At 73.7% G+C, this 15,421-nt stretch carries 17 protein-coding genes and 1 pseudogene; 8 read left to right on the top strand and 10 right to left on the bottom strand.

Annotated elements, in window-relative coordinates; all coding sequences use genetic code 11:
* The first annotated feature begins 148 nt into the window (after window positions 1-148).
* A complete protein-coding gene (locus Cco03nite_RS15025; RefSeq protein WP_203692694.1) occupies window positions 149-412 on the top strand; it encodes a hypothetical protein in 264 nt (87 codons plus the stop codon).
* A gap of 4 nt (window positions 413-416) precedes the next feature.
* Here the strand turns inward: Cco03nite_RS15025 and Cco03nite_RS15030 are convergent, their stop codons facing one another.
* From Cco03nite_RS15030 to Cco03nite_RS42380, 6 genes and pseudogenes are all read right to left on the bottom strand, one after another.
* On the bottom strand, window positions 417-1,190 hold the full coding sequence (locus tag Cco03nite_RS15030) for a class I SAM-dependent methyltransferase (RefSeq protein WP_203692695.1): 774 nt from the start codon (window positions 1,188-1,190) through the stop codon (window positions 417-419).
* 1,231 nt (window positions 1,191-2,421) lie between these two features.
* On the bottom strand, window positions 2,422-2,850 hold the full coding sequence (locus Cco03nite_RS15035) for a hypothetical protein (protein ID WP_203692696.1): 429 nt from the start codon (window positions 2,848-2,850) through the stop codon (window positions 2,422-2,424).
* A 37-nt stretch (window positions 2,851-2,887) separates the two neighbouring features.
* Window positions 2,888-4,327: a SigE family RNA polymerase sigma factor gene (locus Cco03nite_RS15040; protein WP_203692697.1), complete on the bottom strand. Its 1,440-nt coding sequence runs from the start codon at window positions 4,325-4,327 to the stop codon at window positions 2,888-2,890.
* A gap of 95 nt (window positions 4,328-4,422) precedes the next feature.
* Window positions 4,423-5,817: a SigE family RNA polymerase sigma factor gene (locus Cco03nite_RS15045; protein WP_203692698.1), complete on the bottom strand. Its 1,395-nt coding sequence runs from the start codon at window positions 5,815-5,817 to the stop codon at window positions 4,423-4,425.
* A gap of 94 nt (window positions 5,818-5,911) precedes the next feature.
* Entirely contained in the window at window positions 5,912-6,523 is a 612-nt protein-coding gene (locus Cco03nite_RS15050; protein WP_203692699.1) for a hypothetical protein, read from the bottom strand.
* Between the two features lie 73 nt (window positions 6,524-6,596).
* Window positions 6,597-6,701 (bottom strand): annotated as a pseudogene (locus tag Cco03nite_RS42380) (sigma factor); the annotation flags it as partial.
* A gap of 144 nt (window positions 6,702-6,845) precedes the next feature.
* On the opposite strand from Cco03nite_RS42380, the gene Cco03nite_RS15060 reads away from it, so the two are divergent.
* A complete protein-coding gene (locus Cco03nite_RS15060; RefSeq protein ID WP_239167393.1) occupies window positions 6,846-7,232 on the top strand; it encodes an ArsC/Spx/MgsR family protein in 387 nt (128 codons plus the stop codon).
* Window position 7,233: 1 nt separating this feature from the next.
* On the top strand, window positions 7,234-8,457 hold the full coding sequence (locus Cco03nite_RS15065; protein ID WP_203692701.1) for an SLC13 family permease: 1,224 nt from the start codon (window positions 7,234-7,236) through the stop codon (window positions 8,455-8,457).
* Between the two features lie 55 nt (window positions 8,458-8,512).
* Here the strand turns inward: Cco03nite_RS15065 and Cco03nite_RS15070 are convergent, their stop codons facing one another.
* Complete coding sequence (locus tag Cco03nite_RS15070; protein WP_203692702.1) at window positions 8,513-9,310, bottom strand: isocitrate lyase/PEP mutase family protein; 798 nt, start codon at window positions 9,308-9,310, stop codon at window positions 8,513-8,515.
* A gap of 121 nt (window positions 9,311-9,431) precedes the next feature.
* Here Cco03nite_RS15070 and Cco03nite_RS15075 point away from each other — a divergent pair, with 121 nt between their 5' ends.
* Both Cco03nite_RS15075 and Cco03nite_RS15080 read left to right on the top strand, forming a co-directional pair.
* Window positions 9,432-10,796 carry a DNA-3-methyladenine glycosylase 2 family protein gene (locus tag Cco03nite_RS15075; RefSeq protein WP_203692703.1) on the top strand — a complete coding sequence of 455 codons (1,365 nt, stop codon included), beginning with the start codon at window positions 9,432-9,434 and terminating at the stop codon, window positions 10,794-10,796.
* A gap of 47 nt (window positions 10,797-10,843) precedes the next feature.
* Window positions 10,844-11,197, top strand: coding sequence for a hypothetical protein (locus Cco03nite_RS15080; RefSeq protein ID WP_203692704.1), 354 nt, complete (start codon window positions 10,844-10,846; stop codon window positions 11,195-11,197).
* Here the strand turns inward: Cco03nite_RS15080 and Cco03nite_RS15085 are convergent.
* Together Cco03nite_RS15085 and Cco03nite_RS15090 are read right to left on the bottom strand one after the other, a co-directional pair.
* On the bottom strand, window positions 11,190-11,669 hold the full coding sequence (locus Cco03nite_RS15085) for a DUF4231 domain-containing protein (protein WP_203692705.1): 480 nt from the start codon (window positions 11,667-11,669) through the stop codon (window positions 11,190-11,192). The two genes, Cco03nite_RS15080 and Cco03nite_RS15085, sit on opposite strands and share 8 nt — an antisense overlap.
* 86 nt (window positions 11,670-11,755) lie before the next feature.
* A complete protein-coding gene (locus tag Cco03nite_RS15090) occupies window positions 11,756-13,210 on the bottom strand; it encodes a SigE family RNA polymerase sigma factor (protein ID WP_203692706.1) in 1,455 nt (484 codons plus the stop codon).
* A gap of 111 nt (window positions 13,211-13,321) precedes the next feature.
* On the opposite strand from Cco03nite_RS15090, the gene Cco03nite_RS15095 reads away from it, so the two are divergent.
* Together Cco03nite_RS15095 and Cco03nite_RS15100 are read left to right on the top strand one after the other, a co-directional pair.
* A complete protein-coding gene (locus Cco03nite_RS15095) occupies window positions 13,322-13,609 on the top strand; it encodes a type II toxin-antitoxin system Phd/YefM family antitoxin (protein WP_203692707.1) in 288 nt (95 codons plus the stop codon).
* Window positions 13,606-13,872 carry a type II toxin-antitoxin system RelE family toxin gene (locus Cco03nite_RS15100; RefSeq protein WP_203692708.1) on the top strand — a complete coding sequence of 89 codons (267 nt, stop codon included), beginning with the start codon at window positions 13,606-13,608 and terminating at the stop codon, window positions 13,870-13,872. The genes Cco03nite_RS15095 and Cco03nite_RS15100 overlap by 4 nt, the downstream gene beginning before the upstream one ends.
* Window positions 13,873-13,925: 53 nt before the next feature.
* On the opposite strand, the gene msrB is transcribed toward Cco03nite_RS15100, so the two are convergent.
* On the bottom strand, window positions 13,926-14,330 hold the full coding sequence (msrB, locus tag Cco03nite_RS15105) for a peptide-methionine (R)-S-oxide reductase MsrB (protein ID WP_203692709.1): 405 nt from the start codon (window positions 14,328-14,330) through the stop codon (window positions 13,926-13,928).
* Window positions 14,331-14,359: 29 nt separating this feature from the next.
* Between msrB and ligD the strand changes: the two genes are divergently transcribed.
* Complete coding sequence (ligD, locus tag Cco03nite_RS15110; RefSeq protein WP_203692710.1) at window positions 14,360-15,394, top strand: non-homologous end-joining DNA ligase; 1,035 nt, start codon at window positions 14,360-14,362, stop codon at window positions 15,392-15,394.
* Window positions 15,395-15,421 lie beyond the last annotated feature (27 nt).

Below are 15,421 nucleotides of genomic sequence, written 5' to 3' on the forward strand. Positions count from 1 at the left end.
CTATTCGTAGATCGAAGTCGATGACATAGGCCAACGTCTGTGCGTGGGGGTGTGGGGGCGGCGTGGGACGGGTGCGGGCGGTTGTGGGGTGGCGACGGTGTGTGGTCGCGTTTGGACAGGCTGACAGTGGCTGCGGCACAATGGCCGCATGACGCGCTGGCAGTACGCACGGCTCGAGTACCGATCGGCAGGCACCCTGGGCGCGGACCGCTTCATGGACTGGGACGCGGTCTTCCACGGGCCGGACGGCGTCGAGCGGTGGGGCACCGACGAGCGCTTCGACGACCTGCGCCACCTGAACCGGGCCGGCGAGTCGGGCTGGCAGGCGTACGACCGGGGCGCCGTGTTCCTGCACACCGAGCCGTACCGCCTGCACGCCGTCACCTACTCGATGCGCCGCCGGGTCGCCTGACCGCTCAGGCGGTGCGGCGGCCCAGGTAGAGCAGGGTCTCCACGGCCAGCGTCACCTTCTCCGGCAGGCGCTGCAGCAGCGCCGTGAACAGCGCCTCGCGGGTCGCCTCCGGCAGGATCCGGTACGTCGGCTGGGTCGACAGGTACGACACGTAGTCGTCGGCCGACAGCGTGCGCTCCCAGGTGTAGAGCCGCTCGGTCAGGTCGCCGAACTCGGGCAGCGCGGCCAGGTCCGGGCCCGGCCAGTACGCCGACAGGTCGGTGCCGTCGGCGGGCTCCTCGTCGATCATCGCGTGCGGGGCGTAGCCGCTGTGCACCTCGCGGACCAGCGCCCGCAGGTCGTCGTCGGCGATCCGGTCGAAGTTCCAGAACAGCGCGATCGTGCCGCCGGGCGTGAGCGCCGCCGCGGCCCGCCGCCAGCGCTGCGAGCCGTCGGTCCACTGCCACGCCTGCGCGCAGAACAGCAGGTCGAAGGCCAGATCGGGCTCGTACTGCTCCCACAGCGCGACGACGATGCGCACCGCGGACTGCCCGGCGAGCCGCTCGGACAGCAGCGCTGCCATCTTCGGGTCCGGCTCGATCGCGGTGATCTGCAGGCCGCGCGCCGCGAACGCGGTGGTCGCCTTGCCGGTGCCCGCACCGACCTCCAGCGCCTGCACCCCGATCCCGGTGTACGCGAGCACGTCGTCGACGAGCCCTTCCGGGTAGCCGGGGCGGATCCGGTCGAACTCCTCGGCGATCTCGCCGAACATGAGGCCCTGGGCGCGCGCGTCACTCATTCGCGAGAGCGTAGTGCCATCGCGGCCGCCGCGACACTCGGGGGAAACGATCGCGCCGTCTCGACCGGCGTACGCCGCCTGCTCCGAAATGGAGCGCTCGGCGCGGGCCCGGCGTTGTTACGCTCCCGGCCATGGTGCAGGCGACCAACAGGATGATTCCCGGCTGCTACGCCGGCGTGCGGGTCACCGTCGAGGTCGAGCGGGCCGCCGAGCGCGGCGTCACCGTCGCCGACGGGTTCGTGCAGGCGCCGGAGCGGTTCCAGGACTGGCTGACCCCCGAGTGGGTGGACGAGCTCACCGGGGCCGCGATCGAGGGCGTCCACCGGACGCTCGACCGGCAGGCGGAGCAGACCGGCCCGCTGCGGGTGGTGCTCGTCAAGCACATGATCCACCCGACCGACACGCATCAGGGCTCGGTGCTGGAGGCCGCGGCGCGGGCCGTGAAGGTGGGCATCGACCTGCTCGGCGAGCAGGCCGCCGAAGGGGAGCCGGCCCCGGTGTCGGTGCGGCACCGCAACACCGCGATGCGGGGGAGCTGCTTCGCGGGCGCCCGGGTCACCGTCGACCTGACCCGGGCCGCCGAGCGCAGCCTCACCATCGCCGACGACTTCATCCAGGTCGCCGATGACATGCGCGACTACCTCGACGACCGGGAGTGGCTGGCGGAACTGGTCGAGGGCGCGCGCCGTGGCGCGCTGAACGCCCTGGACGAGTACGGCTACCGCGTCGGCCCGCTGCGCGCGGTGCTGGTCGAGCACAAGATCCATCCGGTGGACTCGGGATACCTGGCGGTCAAGGCCGCCGCCCACCGGGCCGTCAAGGAGGCGATCGACCTGCTCGGGCCGGCGATGGTGCGGGACTGGGTGACCATCACCCCGACCGGTCCCGTGGTGCGGCTGACCAGCCCGCCGGACACCGTCTTCCCCGAGGGCTCCGGCGTGGTGACGATCGAGGCCGAGCCGGCCGCCGAGCGGGCCGTGCTGGTCGCCGGCGGCTTCGTGCTGGCCGGCGACGCCGAACGGGTGGACACGGCGGAGGTCGAGCGGCTCGCCGTCGCGGCCGCGAACGAATCGCTCGACCTCTACGAGAAGCGGGTCGGGCCGCTGCGGCTGACCCTGCTCAGCCACCCGTACGGCGTCCAGTGGTCCGACCGGTACGGACTCGAGACGGCGTTGCGCAAAGCCGTGCGCATGGCCGTCGAGCAGCTGGAGTTCGCCCTCGCCACGGCCCGTCAGGCCCAGTCGTCGCCCGCGTCGAGGCGGCGCTGCAGCAACGTCTCCAGCGGCATCGACTCGCCGTCGCGGGCACCCCGGCCGACGATCAGCGGCGGGTCGGCGGGCGGCACCTCCGCGCCGAGCAGGCGGGCCCGTAGCGACGCGGGCACGCCGAGCACGTAGTAGCGGCCGTCCTCGGTGATCGCGAGGGTGCGGTTGCGGTGCACGTACCAGCCGCGCAGGTTGGTGCGGTAGCGGCCGCCGCCGTCGTACGCGAAGGCGGTCAGCGCCGTGGCGCGCAGCCCGCGCGCCGCCGCCTCCCGGGCGAACCGGGTCACCAGCTCCATCGCCTGCGCCGTCTCGGCCGCCCGGCGGCGCTCCTCGGCCAGGGCATGCTGGGCCACCGCGTGATCGCGCCGCGCGCGCCAGTCCGACTGCTCCGCCACAGCCCGACCTTAACCCGCCCGCCCGGTGCGCCCGAGGTCAGCCCGCGGGCATCACCGCCAGCCACCAGTCCCCGGTCAGGTGCTCGGGCTCGACGGTGATGGTGAGCTGGTCCGGATACTGGGCGCTCAGGCCGCGCACCTTCGCGTCGTCACCGGCGGGGGCGAACTCCGACTGCCACGTCTGCTGCTCGTAGTCCCACCAGGTCTTCACGTCGACGAGCACCCCGTTGATCCGCAGCCGCAGCACGCCCGGCGTCTGCGAGCGGGCCATGATGCGCACCCCGCCGCTGCGCCAGTCCAGCGTGGCGGTGCGCGGCCCGTCGGCGGTGAGCAGCACGCTGGTGCCGGTCGCGTACGCGGGCCGCTCGAGCGGGGCCAGCGCCGCCGGGCGCTCGGGCAGGTCGACCCGGTCGAACCCGACGGCTTCGCCGACGAGCAGCGCGAGCACGCCGTCCGCGGGGGCCGGCGAGGCCGGTTCCGGGACCGAGCCCGAGGTTTCCGGGTATACGTACGACACGTCCAGGTCGAACCGGACGGTGACCGGTTTGCCCACCTCGACGCCCGCGGCGCGCAGGGTCTCCGCGGCGGGCGTGAGCCGGCTCTCGAAGGACAGCCCGTCCGTCTCGCAGCCCACGGCGCCGAGTTCCCGGCCGCCGACCCACACCTTGATCTCCAACGGCAGCTCGTATCCCGAGTGCGTGCACGCCGGGAAGAAGGCCAGGTCGAGAGTGGACGGGGTGAACGTCAGCTCGCCGGTCCCGTCGGAGAAGCCGGCCTGCGCACGCTCGGTGATGCGGTAGCCCTGGTGGAAGTCGGGCACGCCGGCCAGCCCGTCGGTCTCCCCGCCGGGCGCGACGACGTACCCGGCGAGGCCGGCCAGGATCACGGCGAGCGCCGCCGCGGCGGAGGCCAGGCGGCCGCGGCGCTGCTGCACGATACGACGGCGTACGCCGGCCAGCCGCTCGTTGCCGGCCGGGGCGTCCTCGTCGAGCGCGGGCAGGGCCTGCAGGTCGGGGTCGAGCCGCAGCCGGGCCAGGCCCTTGGCGGCGTAGCTCTTCACCGAGCCCGGCGAGATGTCGAGTGTCTTGGCGATCTCGGCCTCGGTGAGGTCCTCGAAGTAGCGCAGCACCAGCACGACCCGCTGCTGCCGGGACAGCCGGCCGAGCGCCCGCCACACCTCGTCGCGCTCGTCGACGGCCGCCTGCGGCGCGGGCATCGCCTGCTCGGGCAGCGACTCGGCGGGCCGCTCGCCGTTCCACCGGCGTCGCCACCAGGACCGGTACGTGTTGAGCAGCACCTGCCGCACGTACGGCTCCGGGTCGCCGTGGATGCGCCGCCAGGCCGCCCACGACTTGACCAGCGCGGTCTGCAGCAGGTCCTCGGCCAGCGCGTGGTCGCCGGTGAGCAGGTACGCGATGCGCAGCAGGTGCCGCGACCGCGCCATGACGAACTCGTCGAACTCCGCCGTGCCGGCCATGCTCCGCAAGCCTCCTGATCGCCGCCGTCAGCAACACGTACCGGTTGGACGGCGGCGTCGGTGGGGTGGTGTCGCGAGAAAACTTCGCCCGTAGGTTACGTGCCGGGCGGCGCCACGGTCAGCCACCAGTCGCCCGTCATGTGCTCGGGCTCCACGGTGATGACCACGGTCTGCCCGTCGACGAGGGTGAGCCCGAGCCGCTGCGCGTCGGCGGCGTCCAGGAAGCCGGCCCGGTTGCCCTGCTCGTAGTCCCACCACTCGAAGTTCTCGACCGGGATGCCGTTGACGGAGACGAGCAGGCTGCCGGGGGTCTGCGCGCGGGCCCGCAACGTCAGCGAGCCGCGCCACACCCCGGAGACGACCTGGGCCTCGGGGCCGTCCAGCCGGGCCCGCCCCGGTGGCACGTCAGGAGCTTCCAGGGGGGCGAGCTTCGCCGGGCGAGGCGGGAACGGGTACTGCTCGAACGGCACACGCTCGGCGACGGCCACCGCCATCAGCCCGTCGTCGGCAGCCGGCTCGGCGGACAGGGCCACCGTGCCCACGACGGTCAGCGTGATCCGGGCGGGCTGCCCGGCGCGCACGTTCCAGGCCGCCGCGGTCCGCGCGCTCATGGCGCGCGCGACGGCGAACTCCAGGCGGGCGCCACAGGTGATCGTCGTGACGTAGGTGCCGTTGACGCTCAGCTCCACCTCGGCCGGCGGCGCGCCGGTGGCGCAGTCCCCGAACAGGGTCAGGTCGGTGGTGCCGGGTGTCCACACCAGTTCCGCCGAGCGCTGGGCGAAAGACGCCTGCACCCGGGCCACGATGCGTTGGCCCCGGTACAGCTCGGGCAGGTCGGCGACGTCGCCGCGGTCCTGGCCGGGCGCGAGGGCGTACCCGGAGATCCCGGCGATGACGATCAGGCATAGCGCGGCCGCCGCGGACAGCCGGCCGCGCCGGCGCTGGGTGATCCGGCGGTGTACGGCGACCAGCCGCTCGTTGCCGGTCGGCGCGTCCTCGTCGGCCTGCGGCAGCGCGCGCAGCGTCGGGTCCAGCCGCAGGGTCGCCAGCCCTCGGGAGGCGTACGCCTTCACCGCGCCCGGCGAGATGTCCATGGTCCGCGCGATCTCCGCTTCGGTGAGGTCCTCGAAGTAGCGCAGCACCAGCACCACCCGCTGCTGGCGGGGCAGCCGGTCCAGCGCCCGCCACAGCTGGTCGCGCTCGTCGACGGCGTTGTGCTGCGACGGCCCGGCGTGCTCGGGCAGCGTCTCGGTCGGCCGCTCGCCGTGCCAGCGCCGCCGCCACCACGAGTTGTACGTGTTGACCAGCACCCGCCGCACGTACGGCTCCGGGTCGCCGTGGATGCGCCGCCACGCCGTCCACGACTTGGCCAGCGCGGTCTGCAGCAGGTCCTCGGCGAGGATGTGATCGCCCGAGAGCAGGTACGCGATACGCAGCAGGTGGCGCGAGCGCACCGTCACGAACTCGTCGAACGTCGCCGTGTCGGCCATGCTCCCGGTGCCTCCCTGTCCGCGGTGTCGAGATCCTGTACGACCTGGTCCGCCGCCGGGGTTGCGCGCGGCCCGCGAGATTTCTCATGCGTGGTCAGTTCGGCTGCTGCGGGTAGATCGCCACGTACCAGTCGCCGGTCAGGCGTTCGGGCTCGACCGTGATGGTGAGCTGCGAGCCGGGCCGCGGCGCGAAGCGGAAGCCGCTGCCGTAGCGTCTCGCGGGGTCCAGGGCGATGCCGACGCCGCCTTCCAGTGTCATGAACGGTGCGCCGAAGTCCAGATGGGACACCAGGACGCCGTCGACGAGGATGCGCAGGCGGCCGGGTGCCTGCGTGTTCGCCCACACCGTGAGCGGCCCGGTCCAGGTGGGCGTGGCGGTGCGCGCGCCCCCCGACTCCAGCGTGGCGACCGTGGCCGGGTCGACACCGCTGTGCAGGGTGCGGTCCAGCGGCGTGCTGGACGGAGCCGCACCGGGCCACGGCAGCTCCGCGTACGTGGCCGGCTCGCCGACCGCCACCGCGATGGTGCCCTGGGGCAGCGGCTCGTCGCCGTGCCGGCCGAACGTGAGCTCCAGCGTCACGGTCGCCGGGCGGCCCGTGACCAGGTCGAGCGCCACCGGGTCCAGTGTGGTGAAGAAGCCCTCGAAGCCCATTCGCCCCTCGCCGACGCAGAGGTTCAGGCCGGAGCCCGCCGTTCGCCCGTTCACCCGGACGCTGGTGATACGTGTTGGCGAGCACCCGCCGCACGTACGGCTCCGGGTCGCCGTGGATGCGCCGCCACGCCGCCCACGACTTGGCCAGCGCGGTCTGCAGCAGGTCCTCGGCCAGCGCGTGATCGCCCGTGAGCAGGTACGCCACCCGCAGCAGGTGCCGCGACCGCGTCACCACGAACTCGTCGAACGTCGCCGTGTCGGCCATCCCCGTCGCCTCCTGATCGTTCCAGTCAGCAACAGGTACCGGTTGACCTGCGGGCCGGGTTGAACCGATGTTCGCGCAGATCCCGGGATGGGTGAGGATAGCGGGGTGGAGATGTGGAACAACCCCTCGTGCTCGAAGTGCGCCGCCGCCCGGGAGACGTTCGAGCTCAACCAGGTGCCGGTGACGCTGCGGCCGTACCTGGACGCGCCGCCGACCGCCGCGGAGCTGGCCGGCGTGCTGGACCGGCTGGGCGCGCAGCCGTGGGAGATCTGCCGGCTGGGCGAGCCGGCCGCCGCCGACCTGGGCCTGGCCGGCTGGAGCCGGGACGAGGCCGACCGGCCGCGCTGGATCGCCGCGATGGTCGCGTATCCGCAGCTCATCCAGCGCCCGATCCTGCTGCTCGACGACGGCACCGCGATCGTGGGGCGCACCCCCGAGGCCCTGGCGCAGGCCCTGAACGCCGAAGCGCCGGCACCCGCCACTCCGCTCATCGACTGACATGGCACAGGCGATCGTCCCGGCGGAGGCCGCCGGGACCGGGCCGACGCGTGCCCGGACCAGGTTCAGTGGGCTCGACCTGCTCGCGTTCGCGCTGCTCGGCACGGGGCTGCTCGCGGTGGCGACCGGCCTGGTGCCGCCCGCGGGCGCGCTGGCGACCGGCGGCCGCATCCTGCCCATCCTGATCTTCCTGGGCACGGTGATCGTGCTGGCGGAACTGGCCGCGCGAGCCGAGCTGTTCGACGTGATCGCCACCCGGCTGACCGGCTGGGCGCGCGGCCGCAACGTCGCGCTGTTCGGGCTGTGCTTCGCCTTCGCCGCGGCGACCACCGCCCTGCTCAACCTCGACACCACCGCGGTGCTGCTCACCCCGGTCATGCTGGCGACCGCGGCGCGGGCCGGGGTGCCGCCGCTGCCGCTGGCGATGACGACGATCTGGCTGGCCAACGGGGCGAGCCTGCTGCTGCCGGTGTCGAACCTGACGAACCTGCTGGCCGCGGACCGGATCGGCCTGTCGGTGGGCGGGTTCGCCGGGGCGATGGCGCTGCCGCAGGCCGCCGTGCTGGTCGCGGTCGGCGCCTGCCTGTGGGTCTTCTACTGGCGCGGCAACCCGGCCCGCTACCTCCCGCCCGCGCCGGTGCGGCCCCGCGACCGGCGGCTGCTGCTGGCCGCGGCCGCCACCTGCACGGCCTTCCTCGCGGGCGTGCTGTGGGGCGAGCGGCTGGAGCTCGTCTCCGCGGTCTGCGCGCTGGCCCTGGTCGCCGCGTACGCCCGCTGGGACCGGGCCGCGCTGGGCTGGAACCTGCTGCCCTGGCGGCTGCTCGTGCTGGTCACCGGCCTGTTCCTGACCGTCGAGGCGGTCGGGCGGCTCGGCCTGGCCGACCTGATGGCGGCCATGATCGGGGCCGATCCCGGCGCGACGGGGGTGGTGCGGGCCGCGGTGACCAGCGGGCTGCTCGCCAACGCGGTCAACAACCTGCCCGCGTACGTGGCGGGCGAGGCCGTGGTCGCCGCCGGGCACCGCGACCAGCTGCTCGGCCTGCTGCTCGGGGCGAACGTCGCGCCGCTGGTCACCGCGTGGGCGTCGCTGGCCACGCTGCTGTGGGCGCAGCGCTGCCAGGCCGCCGGGGTGCGCATCCGCTGGGGCAGGTTCGCGCTGACGGGGGCGGTCACCGGGGCCGCGGCGCTGGCGGCCGGGACCGTCGCCCTGCTGCTGACACGGTGACCCCGGTCGGCGGCAGGGTGGCGGTCGCCGGGACCGCCACCCTGCCGCCGGCGACTCAGGCCAGCAGGCGGTTCAGCTCGCCGTAGCTCACTGCCCCGGCCAGCGTGTCGTAGGTGCCCTTCGCCAGCAGCTCCTCGGCCGCCCGGCGCATCACCGCGTACGCCGCCTCGGCCACCGAGGAGCCGAGGCTCACCCGGGCCACCCCCAGCGCGGCCAGCTCGGCGACGGTCGGGGAGCCCGGCCCGGCCAGGATGTTCAGCGGTGCGCCCACCCCGGCGGCCAGCTCGGCGATCACGGCCGGGTCGGCCGTGCCGGGCACGAAGACGCCGTCCGCGCCCGCGGCGACGTATGCCCGCGCCCGGGTGAGCGCGTCCGCGACGTCGCCGCCGCGCAGGAAGGTGTCGACCCGGGCGTTGATGAACAGCCCCGCCCCGGCGGCGTCGCGGGCGGCGGCGATCCGCCGGGCGGCCTCGTCGACCGGCAGCAGCGGTGCCGGGCCGACCCGGTCGCTGTCCTCCAGGTTGACCCCGGCCGCGCCGGCCGCGACCACGAGCCGGATCGTCTCGGCGACCCCGGCCGCGTCATCGGCGAACCCGCCCTCGATGTCGGCGGTCACCGGCACGGCCACCGCCCCGACGACCCGGGTCACCAGCGCGACCGCGCGGTCGCGGTCCAGTACGCCGCCGTCGGCCGCGCCCAGGCTCCAGGCCACCCCGGCGCTGGTCGTGGCGACCGCGGCCGAGCCCGCCTGCTCGGCGAGCCGGGCCGTGGCCACGTCCCAGGCGTTGGCGAGCAGGAGCGGGGTGCCCGGCTGGTGCAGGGCGCGGAAGGCGGCGTACTTGTCGATCGTCATGGGCCCAGTCCACCACGGGCCCCGGACGGCGGCTGGCGGGAAAACGACATCAGCGTGGCTCGCGATCATGATGTCGTCTTCTCGCGAGTCGCCCGGCCTCCGCCCTGGCTACGGTGGGGGCATGCACGAGGACTTCGAACGCTGTGTCCGTGCGGTGCACTCCCGCGACGCCCGCTTCGACGGCTGGTTCTTCACCGCGGTGACCAGTACCCGCATCTACTGCCGTCCGAGCTGCCCGGTGCCGCCACCGCAGGTGCGGCACATGACGTTCCTGCCCAGCGCGGCCGCCGCCCAGCAGGCCGGATTCCGGGCCTGCAAGCGCTGCCGCCCCGACGCCAGCCCCGGCTCGCCCCAGTGGAACGCCCGCGCCGACCTCGTCGGCCGCGCCGTCCGGCTCATCGCCGACGGGGTCGTCGACCGGGAGGGCGTGCCCGGCCTGGCCGGCCGGCTCGGCTACAGCACCCGGCAGGTGCAGCGGCACGTGCAGGCCGAACTCGGCGCGGGGCCGCTCGCGGTGGCCCGCGCGCAGCGCGCCCAGGCGGCCCGCACCCTGATCGAGACGAGCACCCTGCCGATGGGCGACATCGCGTTCGCGGCCGGGTTCGGCAGCATCCGCAGCTTCAACGACACGGTCCGCGAGGTGTTCGGCCTGACCCCCGGCGAGCTGCGGGAACGGGTCAGCCGCGGGGCACGGGCCCAGGTCGTGCCGGGCACCGTCACGGTCCGCCTGCCCTACCGGGCCCCGCTCGCCGCCGCCGAGCTGTTCGCGCAGCTCGCCGCCGAGGTGCTGCCCGGGGTCGAGCAGTGGCGCGACGGCACGCTGCGGCGCACCCTGCGCCTGCCGCACGGCACCGGCATCGTCGCGCTGCGCCCCGCCGCCGGGCACGTCGAATGCCGCCTCGCCCTGGCCGACCTGCGCGACCTCGGCAGCGCCGTCAACCGGTGCCGGTGGCTGCTCGACCTCGACGCCGACCCGGTCGCCGTGGACGCCGCGCTGTCCGCCGACCCGGTGCTCGCGCCGCTGGTCGTGGCCGTGCCGGGGCGGCGGGTGCCGCGCGCCGTGGACGGGGTCGAGTTGGCGGTGCGCGCGGTGGTGGGCCCGGCTGCGGCAGCCCGGCTGGCCATGGCGTACGGCGACCCGGTCACCGACCCCGACGGCGCGCTGACGCGGGTGTTCCCCGACGTGGCCGGCCTGGTCCAGGTCGATCCCGCGGAGCTGGGCGTGGCGGAGCGCGTCGGGCGGGCGTACACCGCGCTCGTCGGCGCGGTGGCCGGGGGAACGCTCGATCTCGGCATCGCCGCCGACTGGACCGCCGGCCGGCAGCGGCTGCGGGACCTGCCCGGACTCGACGAGTCCACCGTGGAGCACATCGCCATGCGCGCGCTCGGCGACCCCGACGCCTGGCCCGGCGACGGGCGGCACGGGGAACCGGCCGAACGCTGGCGGCCCTGGCGGGCGTACGCCTTCGGACACCTCGCCGGGTGACGGTCCGGCGGCTTGCCGGGCGGTGCGGCTCGCGTTACCGTGCGCCGATGCGAGAGACGTCGATCAGCCGCGGCACCGCCGGGATGCTCAGCGCCGCACTGCTGGCCCTGGTGCTGGCCTACCTCTACGGCGCCGTCGCCTACCTCGTCACCGACGCGGCGTACTTCCCCGAGCAGTCCCCGCCTGGCTGGTCCTGGCCGGCGGTCTTGGTGACCATGTTCGGGTTCGTGCCCGCCGCGGTCATCCTGCTGTTCGCGTGGCGCGCGTGGCGCTCACCGCAGGTGCAGGCCGACGTGTTCACCCGTCGGCTGCTCGCCGTCGCCGGGGTGGCGGCCGCCCTGATGCTGCTGGTGATGGCCACCCCGCCCGGCTGGGAGCTGTTCGACTGGTACGTCAGCTGACCGGCTGCTGCTCCGGCTCCGAGCGGCGCACCGTGCGCTGCTCGGCCCACTGCGACGTCTCCGCGGCGACCAGGCTCTCGACGTTCTCGACGAGCAGCGTCTCTGCGCGCTCGCCGTCGTAGGGGACCGCGCCCGCGCTCCACACCACGGCCTCACGCTGCATCGCGACCAGCGTCGCGCTGGCCCGGACCCAGCTCTCGCCCGGCCGGATCAACTGCCGCAGCCCCGCCAGCACGGCGACCGCCGCACCGAGCACCGCGGTCAGCGCGGTCGACGCGCCGAGCGCGGCCGCGGCGGGGATGCTCGCGGCCACCACGACGGTCACCCCCTCCAGGGTGTAGTTCGTGATCCGCTGGCGGCTCACCTGCTTCGAGTACCACAGCAGGCGCTCCTGCACGCTCATCGGCAGCTGTGCGCCGCCGGGTGAGGTGAGCCGCTGCCACCAGATCTGCTGCGCCGTGCCGTCCGCCATCGCGTCCCTCCCGGAAGTCCCGATGATGGTGGCACGCAACGCATCCGGGGGCCAGCCGCGATGGAACTACCTGACACACCCGATGGTCACAGGGGCGGCCCGACCGACTGCACCTCGGCGAACCAGTCCCCGGCCAGACGGTCCGGCACGACGGTGACGGTGACCTTGGTGCCGCGCGCGATGCCGAGGTCCGGCTCCCCGTACGCCGGGTGATGCAGGCTCGCGTCGTCCTGTTCGTAGTCCCAGAAGTCCAGCGTGCCCACGGGCCTGCCGTCGACGTGAATGTGCAGCCGTCCCGGGGTCTGAGCCCGGGCGTGCACCGCGAGCGGCCCGAGCCACACCAGCTCGACACTCGCGGCATCGGGGTGGAGCAGCACGGTGTTGGACCGCTGCTCGTAGAACGGCTCCAGGGCGCGCGGCTCGGGCGGCGCGGCGGGCAGCGGATAGCCGTCGAAGGGCACGGGTACGCCGATGCCGACCAGCAGCGTGCCCGAGGTCGGCATGGGGGCACGCGCGCAGTCCTGCTGGACCATCTCGCCACGCCTGGTCTGGCGGTTCAGGCATACGCCGCTGACCCTGGTCGACACGACCGCCGGGCGGCCGGCCACGGTACGCAGGTCGAACCACTCCACCCGCAGATCCTCCCGCCGGGCGTCGTCGCACGAGGCGGAACGGTAGTGCTCGCCGTTCACGATCACCGAGACGCTCACCGAGGAGGTCGGCAAGTCGTGGAAGCACTCGACGAAGATGTCCAGGTCCTGGCCGGACTCCGGAGTCCAGGTCACGGTCACGCTCTCGTCCCGGGTCAGCCCGCCCGCCGTCGCGGCGAGCACCCGGCGGCCGTCGAGGAAGCGCGGCCCCGGCTGCTGCGAGGTGGCGGGGTCGGGCAGGGAGTGGCGGCGCAGGTGCGGCGCGACGGCGTACCCGGCGATGGCCGCCAGGACCACGACGCACGCCGCGGCGACCGCCGCGATCCGGTTGCGACGGCGCTGCGCGATCCTGCTGTGCACGGCGGCCACGCGCTCGTTGCCGGCCGGGGCGTCCTCGGCCTCGGGGCGCGGCAGTTCCCGCAGGCTGGGGTCCAGGCGCAGCCGGGCCAGGCCCTTCGACGCGTGGCTCTTCACCGCGCCCGGGGAGATGTGCAGGAGCTGCGCGATGTCGGCCTCGCTGAGATCCTCGAAGTAGCGCAGCACCAGCACCGTGCGCTGCTGGCGGGACAGCCGCGACAGCGCCCGCCACACCTGGTCGCGCTCGTCCACGGCCGCCTGCGGGGCGGACCCGGCGCGCTCGGGCAGCAGGTCGGTGGGGCGCTCGCCGTTCCAGCGCCGCCGCCACCAGGAGTTGTACGTGTTCAGCAGCACCTGCCGCACGTACGGCTCCGGGTTGCCGTCCAGCCGCCGCCACGCCGACCAGGACCGGGCCAGCGCGGTCTGCAGCAGGTCCTCGGCCAGCCCGTGGTCCCCGGTGAGCAGGTGCGCGACGCGCAGCAGCTGCCGCGACCGCGCCGTCACGAACTCGTCGAATTCCGCCGTCTCGGCCATCCCCGCTCCCGTCGCCGTCGTCAGGAACCTCTACCGGCTGGACCGGGGGACCGGTTGCCCCGACTCGGAACTGGTTGCAACGTCGCGAACGAGAGCGCCATAATTCTGTACATGACGACCACGTTGCCGCTCGCTGATGTACGAGACCGGCTGTCGCCGCTGGTCAACTCCGTCGAGACGACCCACGAGCGGGTCGTGATCACGAAGAACGGGCGACCTGCCGCCGTGCTCATCTCCTATGATGATCTTGAATCCTTGCAGGAGACGCTGGAGATCCTCTCCGAACCCGGCATCGTCGAGGAGATCAGAGACGCACTCGCGGATTCGGAACGGTTCAGCATCGACGACATCCGCCGTGATCTCGAAGCACGCAGTTCACGGTCGGGGACCGGGGAGTGACGTATCAGGTCGAGTTCACCGCCGCGGCGCGGCGAGACATCGCCAAGCTGCCTGAGCGGATCGCCTGGGCCGTGCTCGAGTTCTGCGCCGGCCCACTCGCGGAGAATCCGCACCATGTCGGCAAGCCGCTGATCGCAGAGCTGACCGGACTCCACTCCGCGAGGCGGGGTGAGTATCGGGTCATCTACGCCATCCACGACGAGCGCGTGGTGGTGGAGGTGGCCAACGTGCAGCGTCGATCGACCGTCTACCGCACCCGGTAAACCGACGTGCCCACTTCCCCTGTCCGGGAAGTGGGCACGTCGGTCTCGACGGACTAGCTCGGCTTCGCCTCCAGGTCGAGGCAGATGCTGTTGATGCAGTAGCGGGCGTCCTTGGCGGTGAAGCCCTCACCGTCGAACCGGTGGCCCAGGTGCGAGTCGCAGTTGGCGCAGCGCACCTCCACGCGCACCATGCCCAGCGACCGGTCCTCGATGTAGCGGATGGTCCCCGGGATGGCCTCGTCGAACGACGGCCATCCGCAGTGGCTGTCGAACTTGGTCACGCTGTCGAACAGCGCCGCTTTGCAGGCCCGGCAGCGGTAGGTGCCCGGGGTCTTGGTCTCCACGTACTCGCCGCTCCACGGGGCCTCGGTGCCCGCCTGGCGAAGCACCCGGAACTCCTCGGGGTTGAGGCGCACGCGCCACTCGTCCTCGCTCAGCCGGCTCACGTTCTGCTCCATGCCTCGACCGTACGCGGTAGCGTCGGGCCATGCCCAAGGCCCCAGCGCTCGAGTACGAGGTCGGTAACCGTTCCGTAAGACTCAGCAGCCCGGACAAGATCTATTTCCCGGACCGCGGTTTCACGAAGCGGGACGTCTTCGAGTACTACCTCGCCGTGTCCGAGCCCATGCTGCGGTACATGCGCGACCGGCCCACCATGCTGCAGCGCTTCCCCGACGGGCTCGACGGGGAGATGTTCTTCCAGAAGCGCGTGCCGACCCGCGGCGTGCCCGACTGGATCACCACCGCGGAGATCAAGTTCCCGAGCGGGCGCAAGGCCGACGAGCTGTGCCCGAAGGAGCCCGCCGCCCTGCTCTGGGCCGCGCAGATGGGCACCATCGTGTACCACCCCTGGCCGGTGCGCGCCCCCGCCACCGAGAATCCCGACGAGCTGCGCATCGACCTCGACCCGCAGCCCGGCACCGACTTCGCCGACGCGGTGAAGGTCGCCGGGCTGGCCCGTACGGTGCTCGACGACGCGGGCCTGGTCGGCCACCCGAAGACCTCCGGCGGCCGGGGCATCCACATCTACGTGCGGATCAAGCCGGACTGGTCGTTCGTCGAGGCGCGCCGGGCGGCGATCGCGTTCGCCCGCGAGCTGGAGCGGCGCGACCCGAAGCTGATCACCACGGCGTGGTGGAAGGAGGAGCGCGGCGAGCAGGTGTTCATCGACTACAACCAGATGGCCCGCGACCGCACCATCGCCGCGCCGTACTCGCTGCGCGCCAACCCCCGGGCGACCGTGAGCACGCCGGTGACCTGGGACGAGCTGGGCGAGATCGAGCCGAACGACTTCGACCTGCGCACCGTGCCGGCCCGGCTAGCCGAGGTCGGCGACCTGTACGCGGGCATGGACGAGGTGCGGCACGACCTCGGCACGCTGCTGGAGTGGTGGGACCGCGACGAGCGCGACCGCAAGCTCGGCGAGATGCCGTACCCGCCGGACTACCCGAAGATGCCGGGCGAGCCGATGCGGGTGCAGCCCAGCCGGGCGAAGGACCCCGGCGACCAGGCCGCCGGCTGACCGCGAGCGCGACGCGCCGCGATGCCC

This window comes from Catellatospora coxensis, from assembly GCF_016862635.1.
GTDB classification, from domain to species: domain Bacteria; phylum Actinomycetota; class Actinomycetes; order Mycobacteriales; family Micromonosporaceae; genus Catellatospora; species Catellatospora coxensis.